A 3,411-nucleotide genomic window follows, 5' to 3' on the forward strand; every position below is an offset into this window, starting at 1 on the left:
ATATCTATTATTCTATATTTGGGCTTTTCCACTCTTTCCTTTCTTCCATTATTGAAATAATAGACAACAAGCCCTATGAATACAACAGCAAAGCTAAAAATAATTCCCAAATATGATATCTGATTAATATCCATCTCAAGACAATGATTTTATGAAGTTTATGACATCCCAAATGTCTTTATCAGAAAGCTTTTTCCCCCATGTGGGCATACCTTTGGGTGTACCGTTGTATATAGTTTCAAACATATCCTTATCACTTCCCCCATAAATCCATTCCGAATCTCTAAGATTTGGACCAATTTTGCCAGTGGCATCCTTATTGTGACAGACAGCGCAATTGACAGCGAAAACTTCTTTGCCATGGTCAATTGAAGATTTTTCACCAGCATAAGGATTTGTTGCACCTTCAGGCAGTTTCACCTTAGCGGCTTCCTCTGTAGCCCCGCTTTCTTGCGCTATTGAATGAATGTAAGCGGCAACTTTCCAAGTGTCATCAACACTGATTTTATTACCCCATTTCGGCATACCCTTAGGCCTGCCATCATAAATTGATATAAAAATATTTCTGTCCGAATTTCCGTATTTCCAAAATGAGTCAACCAAACTGGGACCGATTTTTCCCTTACCATCTTCTCCATGACAGGATTTACATCTTTTCATATATATTTTTTTCCCCTCGGCTATTGCTTGACTGTCATCTTCAAAGGGGTTTTCTGCACCTTCCGGAATTATACTTTCTGCAGTCGAAACAACCTTCGGCTTGCCTGAAACTCCAAGTCTTTGTAGATAAGCAATCAATGCATCGAGCTCGGTTTTGCCTTCGAGAGCCATCAATTCTTTTTCTGTGTAAGGATATCCCAATGTTTCCATCTTCTTTAAAGTTAAAGATGTATCCAGAGGTCTTTCAGCAAGAAATGCATATGATGGCATTATAGAATCTGGAACGATACTTCTTGGATTTTTCATATGCTCTATATGCCAACTATCAGGATATTTACCGCCAATTCTTGCAAGGTCTGGTCCTGTCCTTTTCGAGCCCCAAAGGAAGGGAGCATCGTATTCGAACTCCCATATCTTTGAATAATCTCCATATCTCGATATCTCATCAGGCAAGGGCCTTACCGTCTGTGTATGACAATTGTTGCATCCTTCTCTGATATATATGTCTCTCCCTTCGAGTTCAAGAGGTGTGTAAGGCATATTTTCTTCATTATGAGGAGTCATCATATCAGTCATAAAGTAAGGAACAACCATTGTTACGATTGTGCCTATTAGAATAACTATGAGCGCAGCAACTGTAAGGAGAACAGGTTTTTCTTCAATAGCCATCAGACAGCCTCCTTTGATGATTTAAAGGTCATAACGATATTATAAGCAAATATGACAAAGCCAATGAAATATATTATTCCTCCTATGGCTCTTGCTCCCCAATATGGCTTTGTAAAATTCACTACATCCATAAATGTATAAACCAAACTTCCATCAGGATTTACTGCCTTCCATTTAAACCCTTCGGCAATACCTGCAATCCACATACTGATTGTGTAAATAAGTTGTCCTATAAAGACCAGCCAGAAATGGGTATTGGCAAGCTTTATACTATGAAGTCCATTTTTGTTTAATTTGGAGGCGATATAATAGGCACCTCCGCATATTGTCAATGTTACCCAGCCCATAGTGCCCATATGGACATGGCCGATAATATAGTCAGTATAGTGAACGATTCTACTCCATGACCTGATGGACTGAGAAGGTCCCTGAAGTGTTTGAAGGGCATAAAAGAGCATACCGATTACAAAAAACTTGGTGAGGTAATTGGTGCGCATCTTATCCCAATTTCCCTTCATCGTATAGACACAGTTGATTACTGTTGCATATGAGGGAGCAATCAAGAAGATGCTGAAAGCAATAGCCACAGTCTCAATCCAATCAGGCATTGGTGTATAAATCAAATGATGCGCTCCAGTCCATAGATAGGCAAAAAGGAGCGACCAAAAGCCTATTATCGAGAGTCTATGGCTGTATATGGGCAATGAAGTAGATACAGGGAGAAAATAGTAGAAGAATCCTATTATTGGAGTTGTAAAAAGAAATGCTACTACATTATGTCCATACCACCACTCTACATTTGCATCGTTTGCTCCTCTAAATACGCTGTACGATTTGAACAGAGAGACCGGAATTTCGAGATTGTTAACTATGTAAAGAACAGCGATAGTTACTACTGTGGCAATCAAATACCATGCTGTAACATAGAGATGTTTCTCTCTACCATTTAAAATTGTTCCAAATATATTGATGGCAAAGATAACCCAGATGATTACAACAACGATGTCAAGTGGCCATTCTAATTCGGCATATTCCTTTGATGTATTCATTCCTGCAAAAAGTGATAGTGCTGCCAATGCTACTGCAATGTTGAAAAGATAAACATTGAATTTTGCGAGTTTTGGAGCATAGAGTGATGCTCTTGTGAGCTTCTGCACGATATAATAGTAGAGACCTATGATGATCCCAACTGCAAACCCTATGGCAAGTCCATTTGTATGGACAACCCGCAGGCGCCCATAGGTAATCCATGGGGCAAAATTCATTCCCGGCATCACCAATTCCAAACTTAGATAGATGCCGATTAGAATCCCGACAATACCCCAGAAGATTGATGAAAGAATAAATCCTTTTGACGCTGAAAAATCATAATCAACATTCCCATTCATCTTTACTCTCCGGTATTTTTTAAAATTTTTGTAAAAGTATAGGATTTAAAACATTTGATTAAGTTTTCCTGAATTTCTTTACAGACTCTGTGGAATGGACAAGTAGGTTTTCTATGGCATTCAAAATTATTGCTTAAGCAAATATTTATTTCAGGTACACCTTCCATTATCTCTATTACTTTAAAAAGTGTAATTCTGCTTGGAGCCAATTTGAGTTTATATCCGCCTTTTTTTCCTCTTATTGGTTCAACAATGCCTCCTTTTGTCAAACGCTGAAGTATTTTTGCTACAAAAGCTGTTGGGATATCTTCTTCTTCGGATATTGTTGCAACATTCGATATTTTGCGATTCTTTTTTCTTGCAATGTGAAGGATGCAGCGGACAGCATAATCTGTTTCTCTTTTAAGTTTAAGCAAATTATCTATCCTTTTTAATAAGCCGTGTGAATATTCGAGAGATGATTTACTCTCATTTAGTCACACAATCTTAAAAGATGTCAGATATTTTTTATGTTCAATCCAACATACTAAAACAGGACTAAACAAGTCTTATTATTAATATAAAATTTAGTTGTCTGTCAATAAAAAATTTAATGGAGCTTTATTTGGGAGAAGACATTGAGGAGACTGTTAAGTATTCGTAAATTTCATCAAGTGATTAGAAAATCCTTTAACGACATTCAACTCCTTATCCC

Annotated in this window: 4 protein-coding genes; all 4 read right to left on the bottom strand. The window is 37.5% G+C overall.

Annotated elements, in window-relative coordinates; genetic code table 11:
• The coding region (locus D6734_12070) for a CcoQ/FixQ family Cbb3-type cytochrome c oxidase assembly chaperone (GenBank protein RMF92509.1) at window positions 1-134 on the bottom strand (134 nt) is incomplete at its 3' end.
• 1 nt (window position 135) lies between these two features.
• A complete protein-coding gene (gene ccoO / locus D6734_12075; protein RMF92510.1) occupies window positions 136-1,329 on the bottom strand; it encodes a cytochrome-c oxidase, cbb3-type subunit II in 1,194 nt (397 codons plus the stop codon).
• On the bottom strand, window positions 1,329-2,717 hold the full coding sequence (locus D6734_12080) for a cytochrome C oxidase Cbb3 (protein ID RMF92511.1): 1,389 nt from the start codon (window positions 2,715-2,717) through the stop codon (window positions 1,329-1,331). Before D6734_12080 ends, ccoO begins: the two co-directional genes overlap by 1 nt.
• 2 nt (window positions 2,718-2,719) lie before the next feature.
• Window positions 2,720-3,142, bottom strand: a complete 423-nt coding sequence (locus tag D6734_12085; protein ID RMF92512.1) for an Rrf2 family transcriptional regulator — start codon at window positions 3,140-3,142, stop codon at window positions 2,720-2,722.
• Window positions 3,143-3,411 lie beyond the last annotated feature (269 nt).

The organism is Candidatus Schekmanbacteria bacterium (assembly GCA_003695725.1).
Classification (GTDB): domain Bacteria; phylum Schekmanbacteria; class GWA2-38-11; order GWA2-38-11; family J061; genus J061.

Bases quoted from the DNA above. Each gene is read 5' to 3' on its own strand.
- D6734_12080 (RMF92511.1), bottom strand. From the start codon at position 2,717: ATGAATGGGAATGTTGATTATGATTTTTCAGCGTCAAAAGGATTTATT.
- ccoO (RMF92510.1), bottom strand. From the start codon at position 1,329: ATGGCTATTGAAGAAAAACCTGTTCTCCTTACAGTTGCTGCGCTCATA.